Source organism: Iodobacter sp. BJB302 (assembly GCF_002735645.1).
Classification (GTDB): domain Bacteria; phylum Pseudomonadota; class Gammaproteobacteria; order Burkholderiales; family Chitinibacteraceae; genus Iodobacter.
In genome coordinates, this window is the sequence record NZ_PDZG01000027.1 from 40,882 (window position 1) to 55,714 (window position 14,833).

Consider the following 14,833-nt stretch of genomic DNA (forward strand, 5'->3'; position numbering starts at 1 on the left):
CGCAGCATTTACATTAAAGATTAAATGAACTTTGGCGCTGTGGGTCATCCTAATAAGGATTGATTGCCAAGGATGATTTATGCTGCCCCGTTTTGCCATTTTGATCGTGGCCATTTTACTGAGTGCTTGCCAGGAAAAAAGTACGCCGCCTGCAAAAGCGCTTGCTAGGAACGAAGCCAGTACGCCTGATCTGTTTTTTAAGAAAAATCAGGCAGAGTGGGACAGCCTTTTGCAGTTTATCGGCCAGAATCCGCAGGATATCAATTTGTGGGAAAGACCGCCTCTGAAGCACGCGCTGCGCCTCTTGCTTGGCCCGCAGCTCAATGTGTTTAAACAATATATGGAAAAATGCAGCCCTGTATTGCAGGATAAAGTGCTTTATATCACGGGCAGTATGCAGGATGAAAGCAAGGGGCAGGCCTATCTGTTGATTGATATTGAAAACAGAAAGCTGGAAGTGGAGCTGATTAGCAATGGAAAACTGGAGGTTCTTTCAACACCGGGTGAGGCTATCCGGTTGCCGGATGATTTAAAGCCGCTGACAGATAATCTAAGTATTCAAATGTAAGTTTGCTTAAAGGTAGTAAGCGATAACGGCCGCAGCGTTTATGTTTTCTGATCTCTGTGTCGCGGCCTCTGTACCGGGTAAATTTTGCATAAGCATTTACTCCTGTCAGATGACAGGTATAATACGCCCGCTGCAGCAATCATGGTCCTCGTAGTACAACGGATAGTACAAGTGCCTCCTAAGCGCTAGATACAGGTTCGATTCCTGTCGGGGATACCAGCGCAAACACATCAACCCGCTTTACGCGGGTTTTTTTGTGGGCGGCGTTTGGGCTATGCCTTGCCGCCATCAACAGCCTCGTTAAGGGCTGCTGATGGCTCAGGGCTTAAAGCTTGAAGCGGCCAAACTGCTCGGTCAGGTAGGCGGCCAGCTCGTTTAAATCATGCACGGTTTTGGTGGCTTGCTGCAGATTAGAATCAGACTGCTGCATTTGATTGGTGATATTTTCTGCGCTTTGCGCCATGGCGGTGGTGGCGTTTTGTTGCTCCAGCGTAGCGTGGGCAATTTCACCAATCTTGGCCATCACTTCATCCATGTTTTCGCGAATCGTGCCAATTTTGGCTGCGGCTTCTTCGGACAAGTTCACGCCGCTTTGCACTGCGGTAATGGTGGTTTGCATATTATTAACTGCAATGCCTGTCTCACCCCGAATTCCGTCAATCATGCCGGTAATTTCAATGGTGGCCGAAGAGGTGCGTTCCGCGAGTTTTCGTACTTCATCTGCCACAACCGCAAAGCCGCGTCCTTGCTCGCCAGCCCTTGCTGCTTCGATTGCCGCATTAAGAGCAAGCAAATTGGTTTGGTCGGCAATTTCTTTAATGACCCGAATAATGCCGCTGATATCCTGAGCTCTTTGATTAAGCCTGTCGAGCAGGCTGGATAAATCACCAACTTCTCTGGCCGATTTGCCTACTTCATTTGCGACTTCTTTTACTGTAGAGGCCGATTGCCCTGATAAAGCACCAGTACTGGTGACCAATTGATTGGCATCTCTGGAATTGTCTGCAATATGCGAAATGCTGACGGTGATTTCTTCAATTGTTGCGGCGTTGGAGGCCGACAAATCGGAAAGCCTCTGTGAGTCATTTGCCAGATCATTCAATACCGAATTAATAGAACCAATACCCGTGGTTAAATTAACTGTTTCCTTGCGAATATCGACAAACATGGTGCGTAATTGTTCGGTAAAGCGATTAAAGGCTTGTGCGGTAGCTGCGATTTCATCGCTGCCTTCAATTTCTATTTTGCTCGTTAAATCACCTCCGCCCTGGGCAATTTCCTGCATGGCAATGCGGACTTTATCCAGACTCTTGAGCATTTTGCTGATCAGAAAGCCGGCAACAGGGATGACAATGATTAAGAGGATGACTAAAGCAGCAATGGCTTGCCACACTAGTTGATTCAGCGGCTCCAGAATGGTGTGTTTATCAATGACAAGGATAAGGTCTATATCCGTTCCCTCAACAGGCTGAACAAATACGTATTTATCTTCGCTACCAATGCTGATTTCTGCCAGCTCACGGCTATTGGCAATCGTGGCCATATTGCCACTGTTAAGATCACTGGAAATTTCAGTGGTGGGTTTGTTTAGTTTATCTTTGTCTGCATGGGCCAGAATTAGCCCGGTTTTATCAGCAAGCACAGCATAGCCATTACCTGTGAGTTTTATATTTAAAACATCTTTTACCACCCCTGCAAGGGATATATCCACTGCAGCAACGCCTTTAAACCCGGCATCGCCTTTTACCGGGGATGCAAAAGATAAAATAAGCTGTTTGCTTTCTGCATCGATATAAGGCGGGGTGAGAATCGTTTTTCCTGCCGCCATCGCTTGCTTATACCAAGGCCTTGATGTCGGATCAAAATCAGCAGGCATATTGACGGCATGGCCGCTGATGAATTTTTTATCTGGAGTGCCGACATAGGCTAAATCAAATTTAGCACTTTTTTCGGTTTGATATAAAGCCGGCACCGGATCTGTGGCTTTTGATAGTGCATCTGCGAGGCCTGAAACTATATTTTGTTTTTCTTCTACCCAATTACGCAGCACGACATTATAGCCTGTGCTAATCCCGATTATTTCATTATGCAAACTGACATTAATCATTTCGTGCCGCATTTTCAAATAGCTGCCATACGTAAGTATGGTGCCAGAAATAAGCGTGAGTAGCGAAATAAATGCGATCAGTTTTACTTTAAGCGATTGGTTCATGATCGGGCTCTTTTATGCAAATAACATGATTTATACAGAAATAGCAAAAGGCGACAGCGATTGAATTGCGTCCCATCCTGATCCGCAATAAAAAAGCAAGCCCTGCTTTAGGTATTTACATGGTAAGTATTGCATATAAAAGAGTAAGTGCCAGGATTAATTAGTCTTTGCTGATCTAAGGTATTACCCGCGTATAACGCGAATCACTTCATTCACATCTTGCAATTTAATTAAGATTCTTTGTAATTGTTCTGCATCCCGGATTTCCAAAGTAAATCTCATTAATACCCGCTGATCTTTGTTTTGCGTATTCACGGCAGTCACATTGATTCGCTCTCTTGCCATGATGTCGCTTAAATCGCGCAGTAAAGTTCCGCGGTTATGCGCTTCAACTAATAAATCTGTGGCAAATACATGGCCGCGCTGTATTCCCCAGTCAGCATTAATTAAACGCTCTGGCGCGGCGCTGGCCAGGCGTTTTAATGTGCTGCAATCACTACGGTGAATAGAGATGCCCCGGCCTTTAGTTACAAAACCCATGACATGATCAGGCGGCACGGGTTTGCAGCATTTGGCCAGCAGGGTCATTAGCTTATCTACGCCCTCAATCAGAATGCCCTCGCCATTGCCATTTGCTCTTGCTGCTTTGATAAAGTCGTTAGGCTGCTCAGAGATGGGCTCGATGGGGGCAAGGCTTTCTCTGAAGGCCTGATTAAGCTCACGCTGAGAAATCTCGCCTTGGCCAAGCGCCGCAAACAGCTCTTCGATATGCTTGCAGCCTAATTTAACGGCGATATTGTCCTGATTGGCATCTCTGGCTGCGCAGCGTGCGGCTTCTTTATCGTAAATTGAGCGGCCTGCTTCAATGGCGATATCCTGGTGCTGCTGGCGTATCCAGTGGCGAATTTTGCTGGCGGCACGGTGGCTCTTTACATAGCCTTGATGCAGCCAGTCAAGGCTTGGGCCGCCTTCTTTGGCTGATAGTATTTCTACCCGCTGGCCGTTCTCCAGTGCGGTGTAAAGCGGCACAATCTGGCCGTTTACTTTTGCACCACGGCAGCGATGCCCAAGATCGGTGTGTACGTGGTAGGCAAAATCGACCGGCGTGCTGCCCTTGGGTAGGGTGATCACGCGTCCTGCCGGGGTGAGTATATAAATAGTGTCGTCAAACAGCTCGGCTTTGAAGGTCTCGGCAAATTGCGTTTCGCTGGCCATATCTTCACGCCAGTCCAGGAGCTGGCGCAGCCAGGCAATTTTTTCTTCGTAGCGTGCATCGCCCTGGCCGCCTTCTTTATAGCGCCAGTGCGCGGCCACGCCGTATTCGGCGTGTTCGTGCATTTCTATAGTGCGGATCTGCACTTCAACCGCTTTATCATTTTCACCGATCACAGCGGTGTGCAGGCTGCGATAAAAATTGCCTTTGGGGTGGGCAATATAATCGTCAAACTCGCCTGGAATAGGCTGCCAGAGGTTATGCACAATACCAAGCGCGGTATAGCAGTCTTTTAAATCAGGCACCAGAATACGCACGGCGCGGATATCGTAAAGCTCAGAGAAATCGAGCTTCTTTTTCTGCATCTTTTTCCAGATACTGAAAATATGCTTGGGCCGCCCCATCAGATCGGCTTTTACACCCGCGTTATTCAGCTCAATTCTGAGTGTGCTTAAGACCTCATCAATAAATTTTTCCCGGTCAACCCGGCGCTCATCCAGCAGTTTGGCGATTTTTTTATAGGTATCGGGGTGCAAGTAGCGAAAGCCCAGATCTTCCAGCTCCCATTTGATTTGCCATACGCCTAAGCGATTGGCCAAGGGGGCAAACAGATCCAGCGTTTCCTGGGCAATACGGCGGCGTACATCGTCCGGAGCCTGAGCCAGTTCGTGCATGGTTTGGGTACGCCAGGCCAGCTTGATCAGCACAGCGCGGATGTCTTCCACCATGGCGATCAGCATTTTGCGTACGGCCTCAATCTGCTGTGCGGCATCTGCCGCTTTGCCACCGGCAGGATGGGCTAGGCTGCGTAATTGGCTGACCTTACTTGCACCATCAAGCAGCCGCGTGACATCAGGGCCAAAGTGGGTATTGATCAGCTCCATAGGCTGATTCAGCTGGGTAGGCAGGGCAAATAAAAGGGTGGCGATGACGGAATTGGCATCAAGGCGTAAATCCGCCACGATAGAGGCGCTGGCTACGGCGTGCTGAAAAAGCGAGCTGCCGGTATCGGTATGAATGCGCTGGCCGTACTGCTCAAAGACCCAGTCCAGTGCTTGTCGTAAGCGTACGATATCTGTTGGCGGGTAGCGCTCTGTTAAGGCACTGAGCCAGCGATCAGGATCTGCCGCTTCTGCAATAGATTGGGCAAGCGGGCGGGTAACGGCAACCATATCGAATCACTACGAAAAATTAGAAGCTAATTTTGCCTACTTTGCGTGGCTAGTCATAGAGTGAACTGTGTTTATTGTAAATAATTTCTTGTTTTTATATAAGAAGACTGCTGTTTTTTACTTACAAGAAACAAATCGCAGATTAAATGTGCCGGTATTGTTCTGATGCCCGGCGCTTTGTTGAGGGCATATTATCTGTAAACCGAAAAAGGCTTGGCCGTTTTCCTGGGTTTAATTGAAGGAATGCTCAGAGTTTAAAAAATTGAATTTTATCCTGCACAAGCTGAGTTTGAGTGCCGATATCAGAGGATGTTGCGCCCAACTCCTCAGCAAGCGCGGCATTGATGCTGGATATGCTGTTAAATTGGCTCATGGTTTCACTCATTTGCTCAATTGCACCGGATTGCTTGGCCGCAGATTCGGAGATTTGCGAGATAAGATCGGCTGTACGCTGAATTGAGTTTTCAATCTGATCCAGCGCTTGGATGGCGGCATCTGATTTATCGATACTTTCTTTTGCCAGCGCTTCAATATCAGAGGCTGCAATCTGGCTTCTGAGCGCCAGCTTTTGTACTTCTGTGGCGACAACAGCAAATCCTTTGCCGTGTTCACCCGCTCTGGCGGCTTCAATTGCGGCATTCAGTGCCAGCAAATTAGTTTGGTAGGCAATGTCGTCAACAATACTGACTTTTTTTGCGATTTTACGCATCACACTGACTGTTTCTCTCACGATGTGTGCGCCATTTTTAGAGGCTGCAACCGCGTCTTTAGATTGCGTAACAGACTGCTGGCTGTTGTTAAGCGTGTGGCGTGTGGTATCGGTGAGCAGATTTAAAGTGCTGGTATTTTCCTCAATGCCGCTTGCCAGCTCACTACTGGAGTCCCGAAGCTGTTGTGCGGTTGCGTTAATCTGAGCAGAGAGGGTAGAGAGCGTTGCAACGCAGTTTTGAGTTTCTGAAATAACCAGCTTTAAATGCATCCCCATGGCCTTAATGCCTGCCAGCAGGCCCGTTGCATCTTGTGGATTAAGTGCGGTAACGACTTGTAAATTGCCAGCTGCGATGTGGGTCATCACAATTGCCATGGCAGGCTCGGCTTCTAATATGCGGATCACTTTCCGGTAGGTGGAGGCCACAATTAAGGTAATGATGATCAGGGTGATGATTAGCAAGCCCAGTGCCAGCTTACTGCTTTTTTTGCTGGTTTCAGTGGCGGCTGTTTCTTCCTGCTGCTGGTAAGCCAGCGCAAGCGGAACGACGGCATCGATGGCTTTGCGGTGAGTGACATAGAGTGCTTGTAATTTGAGCGCCGTTTCTTTTAAAGAAAGGCTGTCATAGTTTTCTATTGCGGGCAGCAGCTGCTGATTTAAAAGGCTCAAGTATTGCCGGGCCGGGGGATAAGCCGCGTCACGCATGGCGCTGATAATGGAAGCGGGAAATGCGCTGTTTTGCCAGTATTTTTGCCGCTCTTCAAAATTGGCGACCGCTTTTTGCAGATCCTGAATCAGCAGGGCGCGCTGAGCGCCGTCGTTGCTGTTAATTAATTGCTGGGCCAGTAAATGTGTTTCTACCAGATTGGCAGGCGGGGGGAGCACATCGGCAATTAAATCTTTGCTGGTGATAATGCGCTGATAGCGTGGCCCATTGATCAGTACTTCAGCAGAAATACGCCAGATAATGGCTGTTTGTGTAAGCAACAATAAGATAATAAGCAAAAGCAGGCTGATAAATTGCCTGCGAACGGTTATTGCTTTGCTCATTAATCATCCCTCGCATATAAAATAAGAAACCAAGCCGCTTGCAGAGTAAATCGCATTCTGCAAAATAAAATATGGATACGGGATATTTTGAGCTTAATTTCTTATTTAGCTTAGCTTAGCTTAGCTTAGGCTGTGCATTTCTCAAACATACATAAAGTGCTGCTGCTTTATTTAATAGCGGCTGCCAGAGCTTAATTCATCTTGTAAGCGATGAAGCAGAGCAAGCCTTTGCGGGCTGATCGTGCCTTCTTCCACCCCCGCACGCATACCGCAATCGGGTTCTTGGCGGTGGCGGCAGTTATGAAAACGGCAGGTGCCAATGCGCTCTCTGAACTCCGGGAAATATGCGGGTAAATCCTGGGCCGTAATATGTGCCAGGCCAAATGACTGCAGGCCGGGCGAATCGATCAGCGCTGATTCGGCATCCAGATGATAAAAAGTAGCATTCGTGGTGGTGTGTTTACCAGAATCCAGCGCAACCGAGATTTCATTGACCCGGGCATTGGCATCGGGCAGAAGGGCATTGGTAATGGTGGATTTACCCATTCCTGACTGCCCTACCAGCACAGAAATATGCCCGACTAATGAATCACGCAATGGCGCGATATTATCCAGCGCTGAAATCTCTACCAGCTTGTAGCCCAGGTTTACAAAGTATTCCAGGCGCTCTCTGGCGGCCGCTGCTGAGGGTAAATCGCATTTATTTAAGCAAATCAGTGTTTGAATGCCACCGGCTTCGGCGGCAATGGCACAGCGGCTGATCAGCTCGGTTGAAAAGCTGGGCTCTGAAGCCACCACAATAATCAGCTGGGTGACATTGGCGGCAATCAGCTTGCTTTTCCATGCATCCGAGCGGTATAGCAGGGTTTTGCGTTCTAAAACACGTTCAATAACGGCTTGTTCATCATTTAAAATTTGAATATCGACTAAGTCGCCACAGGAGTAATCCGTTTTTTTACCACGGGTGCTGGCCCGAAGGCGCTTGCCACCCGCGCATTCAATAATATAAGACTTGCCGTGGCTAGCGACGATACGGGCTGTTTCGGTCATGTAGTTGCTTTTTAAAGTGAGGGCGTTCCAGGAGGGCAACGCAGATAAATCATTCAGGCAAATGCCATCAATACGAGTAAATACCGGGGCCGAGCGCTGGCCCCGGAAAAAGCTTAGCTTTTCTTATGCAGTGCGTCTGAGCGTGCGGCACAGATAAAATCATTACGGCTGACACCATTGGCGCTATGGGTATTCCAGCGCACGCGGCAGCGGCTGTAGCTGACATCCAGATCCGGGTGGTGATCTTGCTGATTGGCCATCCAAGCGACTGCGTTTACAAAGCCCATGGTTTCATAAAAGTTTTTAAAGCGAAACGTTTTCTCAAGATAGGCTTCGGTAACGATCCAATCCTGCAAATCGGTAGAGAGCATTTCTGCTTCAACTTCACTGAGTTTAGCGGCATCGTCCTGGCAATTTTCTGTGCTTAGCATTTTTATTCTCTCTCTGAGGGGATCAATATTAGCAATTAGTCTAATTCAGTTTTTTCAAAGCTGCGATCCGTAATGCTGCAGGCGGGTGACTATCGTAAAACATGCTGTGCAAAGGATCGGGCGTCAGCGTGGCGGCATTATCGCGATAAAGCTTTACCAGCGCATTAATCAGATCATGGGCTGATTCTTGTTTGGCGGCGTAGGCGTCCGCTTCATACTCGTGTTTGCGCGAAGACATTGAGCTGACCGGGGCAAAAATAAAGGTAAACACCGGCATCACTAAAAAGAACAGCAGCAGTGCTGTTGCCGTGGATTGGCTGCTGACGCCAAGCCCCTGATAAAACCATAACTCTTGTTTTAATTGGCCTAAAACCCACAGCATGCCCAGCATCAGGCCAAAGGTCCAAATCATGCGTTTGGCAATATGGCGATGCTTAAAGTGGCCTAATTCATGCGCTAGGACTGCGGCTACTTCACTGGCATTTAAATGCTTGAGCAGGGTATCAAAAAACACAATTCGCTTGGCTTTACCAAGGCCGGTGAAATAAGCATTACCATGGCTGGAGCGTTTAGAGCCATCCATCACAAAAATACCATTGGTTTTAAAACCGCAGCGGCTTAACAGCGATTCGATACGCTCTTTTAAATCCGGATCAGACAGCGGCTCAAATTTATTAAAAATAGGCGCAATAAAAGTTGGAAAAGCCCACATTAATAAGAGTGAAAAGCCCACCCATACGGCCCAAACCCATAGCCACCAATATGTGCCCATTTGCTCCATCAGCCATAACACGCCAGCTAAAAGTGGCAGGCCAATGACGGTGGCCACAGCGGTGGTTTTAAGCGTGTCGGCAATAAATAATTGGGCGCTCATATTATTAAAGCCAAAGCCAGCTTCAATTTTAAATGTGGAAATCAGAGTAAATGGCAGAGTGATTAAGCTATGAATCAGCGTAATGCCCATAATCAGGGCTACGCCCGCCCAAAGCGATGAGGTAAACCAGCCTGATATCAGCTGGTTCAACCATTCAATCCCGCCGCCCAAAGTAAATGCACCCAAAAGCATGGCTTCAAACAGAGTAACGATCATGCCAAAACGTGTTTTTGCCACAGTGTAATCGGCGGCGCGCTGATGCGAGGCTTGGGTGATCTCTGCGCTAAACTCAGCAGGAACGCTGCCTCTGTGGCGTTTTACATGGTTGATATGGCGCATTGCCAGCCAGAGTTGCAATATTACGCTGGCCGTTAAGGCAAACAGAAAGAGGAGGGAGAACTGATTTGCGTTCATTTACGGGTAAAATAGCATTTTTGTGTGTTGAATAGGGCCAAGTATGCCACAAGACAAGAACCACCTCATCTGGGTTGATATGGAGATGACTGGGCTTGATCCCGAGAAAGAGCGCGTGATCGAAATTGCCGTCATTATTACCGATAGCAATCTGAATATGATTGCTGAAGGCCCCGTGTTTGTGGTGCATCAGGACAATAGTATTTTAGATGCAATGGATGATTGGAATAAAAACACTCACGGCAAATCGGGCTTAATCGATAAAGTAAAAGCATCGACCTTTACGGAGGCCGACGTCGAAGCGCAACTCATCGCCTTCTTGGAAGAATATGTACCTAAGGGCGCATCACCACTCTGTGGTAATTCGGTCCATCAAGATCGCCGCTTCTTGGTGAAATACCTGCCTGAGCTGGAAGAATTCTTCCACTACCGCAATCTGGATGTTTCTACCCTTAAAGAGCTGTGCAAACGCTGGCAGCCAGAAGTTGCCAAACAATTTAAAAAGCGTGGCGCGCATACGGCATTAGCAGATATCCAGGAATCGATTGATGAGCTGAAGTTCTACCGCGAAAACTTTATTCGTGAGCCAGCGGTGGCGGTTGCAGCCGGGGTTTAAAAAAGCGGGCCGGGCAGGGTTTTCCCATCGCCCTGGCCGCAACTCCTGAACTGCAGAGCAAACAATCTTATCTGTGAATCTCTGTATTTTCTGTGGATTCAGGTGTTGCTTTCTCAGTATTCAGCTGAAGCATTTTGATGATCAGTGACTGTGATGCCCCCGCGCAGCGGCGTTTTATTTTCAGCCGCGCGGGCATCATATCCTGCCTGTCTTCAGAGTTTGTTTGAAATATAAAGGTGTCACCCCCATGTTGGTACTAGCAACACAACTCGGACGCTTGCTGCTGGCGCGTGGCCAGAGTGTTACAACTGCAGAATCCTGCACTGGCGGCCTGATTGCCGGCGAAATCACCGATGTGGCAGGCAGCTCGGCGTGGTTTGAGCGCGGTTTTATTACTTACTCCAACGAAGCCAAAATGGATATGCTCGCCGTTCCGCCGGATTTTATCGCAAGGCTTGGTGCCGTGAGTGAGCCTGTTGTTGCAGCCATGGTGCAGGGGGCGTGTCATTTGGCGGGAGCTGAATGGGGTGTTGCTGTGAGTGGTGTGGCAGGCCCCGCAGGGGGCAGCGCTGATAAGCCGGTGGGTACCGTTTGCTTTGCCTTTGCAGGGCCGGCAGGGATTATCACCGAGCAGGAATTATTTGATGGCGACAGAGCCGCAGTGCGCATGCAAACCGTACGTCATGCCCTGATTCGCCTGATTGAGTTGATTGAAGAGCAAGATTGAAACGACTCTGAAAAAAAGAAATGAAGGAAAATAAATGACCACGGTAGTTGTCGTTAAAAAAGGCGATCAAATCGCCATTGCGGCGGATAGCCAGTCTACGTTTGGCGACACTCGCCTTGGTGCGGGTGACGATGCATGTTGGAATAAAATTTTTGCCGCGCACGATGGTTATTTTTCGATTGCAGGCAGTGCTGCACATGATTTGGTTTTGCAGGCCGCGCTTAAAAAAGTAAAAAACTTAGACTTTAGCGATAGGCCCGCCATTTTTGAAAGCTTTAGAAAACTGCACCCCAAGCTTAAAGACGATTTCTTTTTAAAAGTAGACGAAGAAGAAGACGATCCTTACGAATCCAGCCAAATGACCGTGCTGATGGCTAACCCGCACGGCATTTTTGCTGTATACAGCCTGCGTGAAGTTTATGAATACCAGCGTTTCTGGGGCATAGGCAGCGGCCGCGATTATGCGATTGGCGCGATGAATGCCGTTTACGATAATCCGGATTTAAGCGCTGCCGATATCGCACGTATTGGCGTTGAGGCTGGTTGTGCTTTTGATGTCAGCTCATCGATGCCGATGACCAGCTATTCGGTAAACCGGGTACAAACTGCCACTGCAAAAACGGGCAAATAATAAATATATTGTGGTTCGGTAGCCTCTTGACTGGCGAATTGCAGCTTTTTAGGTAGAGAGTAAAACATGAAAGATTCACTAGAGCGTTTTTTGTTTGATGGCTTGCCAGTACGCGGCGAAATCGTGCAATTGGACGCCACTTACAAAGAAGTACTCACCCGCCACCCTTACCCGCCGGTCTTGCAAAAACGCATCGGCGAGCTACTAGCCGCCGCCGCCTTGCTCACCGCCACCATCAAGCTAGATGGCACTTTGGTCATGCAATTACGTGGCAATGGCCCGCTTAAAATGCTGGTGGTGGAATGCACCAGCGAAATGACCATGCGTGCTACAGCACGCTGGGAAGGGCTGATTGCCAACGACGCCACGCTGGCCGAGCTGATCGGCCAAGGCCAGTTCTCCATCATGATTGATCCGCAAGACGGCGAAACCTACCAAGGCATTGTGGGCTTTGAAAAAGGCCAAAGCGTGGCCGAAATCATCGAAACCTATATGCAGCGCTCCGAGCAGCTCGATACCAAGCTATGGCTGGCTGCAGATGGCGAAACCGCCGGTGGCTTGCTCATTCAAAAGCTGCCAGATGGCCACGGCGACGCCGATGGTTGGGACCGCGTCAACGCGCTATCGCAAACCATTCAAGATGAAGAGCTGCTCAACTTACCGCTGCGCGAAACGCTTTACCGGCTATATAACGAAGAAAAAGTCCGCATCTTCGATCCTGTTAGCCCAAGCTTTGCCTGCACCTGCTCCAGAGAGCGCGTCGGCGGCATGCTGAAAATGATAGGCAAAGAAGAAATCGAAGGCCTGCTTGCCGAACACGGCCATGTGGATGTGGGCTGCGAATTTTGCAACGAAAAATACCAGTTCGACCAAGTAGACGTTACCCAGCTCTTTATTGGCCACGGGATTACAGAGGTGAATCCGCAGTTGCATTGATATTTGTAATATTTAGCCATAAAAAAACCGCCCCAATGCTGCTGATTGGGCGGTTTTTATATTTTATTACTGGGTTTTAAGGTTCAAGCCCTTTAAAGGAAAAGTTAATTTCTACTCGGCGATTCTTTGCATCACTATGTGGAATCCCTTTTAAGGGTTGAGAGTCCCCATATCCAGCAACAATAATCTCTTTTGCTTTTTCTTCTGCTAGTTTACCAATGAGTAATTTGCGAGCTTCACGTGCACGTGCGGCAGAAAGGGTAAAGTTGTCATCGTATACAGTGCAAAAACGGGAAAAATCTGTGACAGGTTTGGACACGGGGATATTGTCTGTATGCCCATTAATAAAAACCTGTGCCCCTTTTACTTCTGTTAAATATTTAGCAATTTTTTCCTCCACACTGGCAATGGCTGTTTTTGCCTCGGCAGTAATACATGCACTACCTCGTTCAAATACATTATCTTTAAGTGTAATTCTGCCTGCATCAATATCAAAAGAGACTAAATCTGCAGCCCCTTGTTTATTAAGTGAAGATTTTAAGTCAGTCAAAATGGCAGAAACTTTACTTTTTTGCGTAACTGAGCTTTCTTCCATTTCTTTTTTATGCTTTAGATCCGCATAGGTCTTTTGCAATACAGACATAACAAGCAAAAGCATAACAACAGCCATTACACCCGCCATTAAATCAGAGATTGATACCCATTCATTTGGCTTGTCTTTCATTTGATTAATTCCGGAATGCTTCTATTGCTATTGTTTTTTATTGAAAGGATTACCCCGTGCTCAAGTTTATCTATTGCACTTAATATTTTACTGAGGGCCAGTTTTGCATTTTCAGTATTTTTTTCACTTTTTAAGTGCTCTACAAATTCTTGAATTTTATTAACTGTTACATCAGATTTTTCAGTTATGTCTGAATAGCGAGAGTTTAAAGAAGATACTTTTTGATTACTGTCAGATACGGCTTTTAAGCCTGACTTAATGCTATCTTGTAGTTTTAATACTAATTGGGTCATTGCTTCTATATTTTCATTTAAACTAATGCTTGTAGTTTCAAATTCTCCGGCAGCTTTTTCTTGTATTTTTTGTGACTTACCAATGGAGTTCTCAACAGAGCTCATTGTTTCGCCAACGCTATTTGACAGACTATTTACTGCATCTGCAATTCCTGTAGTGGCTTGGTTAAGATTTCCTGACATCTCGCCCATATTTCTACTAAAACTATTACTCATGTCTGAAATAGTATCACCTAGATCTTTCTTTAGGGTCTGCAATACATCTTTAACTCCATCGTCAAAATTGCTAATGACTGATTGTAGTTTGCCTGCAGAGTCACCTACCTTAGCCGCGGCTTTAGCCATGTCTGATGAAGACTCTTTCATAGAGCCTAAATTTTCTAAATTTTTAACTACAAAATCTTGCAGAGTATTGCGTGTTGCTAAACTATGTTGTGCGATAGTTTCATTTTTATCTAATTGTAATTTTAGTAATGATGTGATTGCACTTAGAGCAGCTTTGCTTTGTTGTAAAACTTCACGGCTAGCAATCGCTTCTACTTGGAACGAATCGGATAAATGTTCTCCTAGCTGCTGGATTGCACTTATAAATTGCGCTTGTTCATTTTGTTTATTAGCCGTTTCATTGAGGCGTTTAGAATCTAATTCACCTTTTACTTTTCTGATACACCAACGTAGGCGTTGCTCTTCAAAGTCATTTTTTGAAAACCAAACTTTTAATGTAAGAAATGAAATAATTCCCCAGGTTGAGGTTTTAAATTTTGTACCTAAACCTTGCATCATCTCCATTAAATGACTCATAGATTCATCCATGCCAGCTGCTGAGCTAGCACTTAGAATACTTGATGCTTTATTTAGAGCAATTCCTAGGCCTAAAAATGTACCTAATAAGCCGAGGATAAGTAAAATTCCTGGCATTGCTTCAGATAGCTTTTCCCATTTTGTTGCTACGGCATGGCTAATATCACTTACTGAGCCGTGCTCTGCATCAAGGTCATCAGAACTATCATTTATAGTTCCCCCATTCCAATTGTTTTCCCAATTTTCTGCTTTTGCAGTTTTGTTGACTTGATAGATGGTCATTCCCGGTAATTGTCAAGATAGTTGAGATGTTTTTACGATTTAAGCGACCTGTAATTCCTCGCTTGTTTTAGGCTCAATAGCCCGGTCGGGGTTCAATTGCACTTCATCTTGCCAGCTCCAGTTCCGAGTC

The 14,833-nt window shown here is 46.9% G+C and carries 13 protein-coding genes and 1 tRNA gene; 6 read left to right on the forward strand and 8 right to left on the reverse strand.

What is annotated here, in order from left to right:
- The first annotated feature begins 79 nt into the window (after positions 1-79).
- Together CSQ88_RS10515 and CSQ88_RS10520 are read left to right on the forward strand one after the other, a co-directional pair.
- Positions 80-568, forward strand: coding sequence for a hypothetical protein (locus CSQ88_RS10515; protein WP_099398058.1), 489 nt, complete (start codon positions 80-82; stop codon positions 566-568).
- Between the two features lie 144 nt (positions 569-712).
- Positions 713-787: transfer RNA gene (locus CSQ88_RS10520), tRNA-Arg, on the forward strand.
- Positions 788-893: 106 nt separating this feature from the next.
- Here CSQ88_RS10520 and CSQ88_RS10525 read toward each other — a convergent pair.
- From CSQ88_RS10525 to CSQ88_RS10550, 6 genes are all read right to left on the reverse strand, one after another.
- Positions 894-2,780 carry a methyl-accepting chemotaxis protein gene (locus tag CSQ88_RS10525; RefSeq protein WP_099398059.1) on the reverse strand — a complete coding sequence of 629 codons (1,887 nt, stop codon included), beginning with the start codon at positions 2,778-2,780 and terminating at the stop codon, positions 894-896.
- Between the two features lie 183 nt (positions 2,781-2,963).
- Positions 2,964-5,165: a bifunctional (p)ppGpp synthetase/guanosine-3',5'-bis(diphosphate) 3'-pyrophosphohydrolase gene (locus tag CSQ88_RS10530; protein WP_099398060.1), complete on the reverse strand. Its 2,202-nt coding sequence runs from the start codon at positions 5,163-5,165 to the stop codon at positions 2,964-2,966.
- Positions 5,166-5,412: 247 nt separating this feature from the next.
- A complete protein-coding gene (locus CSQ88_RS22970; protein WP_099398061.1) occupies positions 5,413-6,924 on the reverse strand; it encodes a methyl-accepting chemotaxis protein in 1,512 nt (503 codons plus the stop codon).
- Positions 6,925-7,095: 171 nt separating this feature from the next.
- Complete coding sequence (gene rsgA, locus CSQ88_RS10540) at positions 7,096-7,974, reverse strand: ribosome small subunit-dependent GTPase A (RefSeq protein WP_099398062.1); 879 nt, start codon at positions 7,972-7,974, stop codon at positions 7,096-7,098.
- 113 nt (positions 7,975-8,087) lie between these two features.
- Positions 8,088-8,405, reverse strand: coding sequence for a 4a-hydroxytetrahydrobiopterin dehydratase (locus CSQ88_RS10545; protein WP_099398063.1), 318 nt, complete (start codon positions 8,403-8,405; stop codon positions 8,088-8,090).
- A gap of 40 nt (positions 8,406-8,445) precedes the next feature.
- The gene (locus CSQ88_RS10550) at positions 8,446-9,693 is read right to left on the reverse strand and encodes a M48 family metallopeptidase (RefSeq protein WP_099398064.1); all 1,248 of its coding nucleotides are present in this window, start codon (positions 9,691-9,693) and stop codon (positions 8,446-8,448) included.
- 43 nt (positions 9,694-9,736) lie between these two features.
- Between CSQ88_RS10550 and orn the strand changes: the two genes are divergently transcribed.
- The 4 genes from orn (at position 9,737) to hslO (ending at position 12,603) form a co-directional block, all read left to right on the forward strand.
- A complete protein-coding gene (orn, locus tag CSQ88_RS10555) occupies positions 9,737-10,309 on the forward strand; it encodes an oligoribonuclease (protein ID WP_099398065.1) in 573 nt (190 codons plus the stop codon).
- A 247-nt stretch (positions 10,310-10,556) separates the two neighbouring features.
- The gene (locus tag CSQ88_RS10560; protein ID WP_099398066.1) at positions 10,557-11,036 is read left to right on the forward strand and encodes a CinA family protein; all 480 of its coding nucleotides are present in this window, start codon (positions 10,557-10,559) and stop codon (positions 11,034-11,036) included.
- A gap of 34 nt (positions 11,037-11,070) precedes the next feature.
- Positions 11,071-11,667, forward strand: a complete 597-nt coding sequence (locus CSQ88_RS10565; protein ID WP_099398067.1) for an MFS transporter — start codon at positions 11,071-11,073, stop codon at positions 11,665-11,667.
- A gap of 66 nt (positions 11,668-11,733) precedes the next feature.
- Positions 11,734-12,603 carry an Hsp33 family molecular chaperone HslO gene (gene hslO / locus CSQ88_RS10570; protein WP_099398068.1) on the forward strand — a complete coding sequence of 290 codons (870 nt, stop codon included), beginning with the start codon at positions 11,734-11,736 and terminating at the stop codon, positions 12,601-12,603.
- Between the two features lie 76 nt (positions 12,604-12,679).
- Here the strand turns inward: hslO and CSQ88_RS10575 are convergent, their stop codons facing one another.
- Positions 12,680-13,327: an OmpA family protein gene (locus CSQ88_RS10575; RefSeq protein ID WP_099398069.1), complete on the reverse strand. Its 648-nt coding sequence runs from the start codon at positions 13,325-13,327 to the stop codon at positions 12,680-12,682.
- Positions 13,324-14,703 (reverse strand): hypothetical protein, encoded by a 1,380-nt coding sequence (locus CSQ88_RS10580; RefSeq protein WP_099398070.1) that lies wholly within the window; start codon positions 14,701-14,703, stop codon positions 13,324-13,326. Before CSQ88_RS10580 ends, CSQ88_RS10575 begins: the two co-directional genes overlap by 4 nt.
- Positions 14,704-14,833: the final 130 nt, after the last annotated feature.